The organism is Microvirga tunisiensis (genome assembly GCF_009296175.1).
Taxonomy (GTDB): Bacteria; Pseudomonadota; Alphaproteobacteria; order Rhizobiales; family Beijerinckiaceae; genus Microvirga; species Microvirga tunisiensis.
Window position 1 is genome coordinate 1 of the sequence record NZ_VOSK01000882.1, and the last position, 879, is coordinate 879.

Below are 879 nucleotides of genomic sequence, written 5' to 3' on the forward strand. Positions count from 1 at the left end.
TGCTCGGCCTCAAGGGGATTGGATCAGGGTTTGCGGGTGCGCTGTGGTCGGAAGGCCTGTTTCGGCACTTTGACAACCGGCGGCAGGTGGCAGCCTATGCGGGCTTGGCGCCGACACCCTGGAAGAGTGGATCGATTGATCGCGAGCAAGGGGTGTCCAAGGCCGGCAATCCACGGCTGCGCACGATCATGATCCAACTCGCGTGGCTCTGGTTGCGTCACCAGCCGCATTCAGCCCTCAGCCAATGGTTCAAGGACCGGGTCAGAGCCAGCGGCAGCCGCCAGCGCAAGACAACTATTGTCGCGCTGGCGCGCAAGCTTCTGGTGGCCCTGTGGAAGTACGTCACCACCGGCGTAGTGATCGAAGGAGCGAAGATGAAGGCCGCATGACACCTGAACTTTGCCTCATCGAGTCATCTTCCAGGATCTGATCAGTCCTGGCGGATGCGGGTCGGCGAACCGAACACAGCCATGGCCTTGCCTGCCGCTGTTCGAGAAGGGTCCCGCCGTCCTGAGCCTGGCCCGCCGCAAGCGGGATGATGGTGCAGCCGTTCTGAACGGCGACCGCATGTGAGGTGGACCGTGCCCGCACTCGGGCCGCGTCGTGGATGAGGCTCAGACCCGCGCGTCCGCTCTACAACGGGAGATCCTATGATGATGCCCTGATCAAACCGCTTGACCACCCCACCCTCATGTGAGGGCTGTGTCAAAACGCAGGATTTGGTAATCTGGTTGGGTTAGCACGGACTGGAGGGATCGCGATGAAGCGGTTTGTCCAAGGCCAGGAGCGCAGCCAGGGCACCTTGTTCCCCACCTGCCTCGACGAGTACGTCAGTGACGAGAATCCAGTGCGGGTGATCGACGTCTTTGTCGAGGAGCT

General features: G+C 61.9%; 1 protein-coding gene. It reads left to right on the forward strand.

All coding sequences use genetic code 11. From position 1 onward, the window contains the following. A partial coding sequence (locus tag FS320_RS44305; RefSeq protein WP_152718770.1) for a transposase occupies positions 1 to 389 on the forward strand: 389 nt, incomplete at its 5' end. Positions 390 to 879 lie beyond the last annotated feature (490 nt).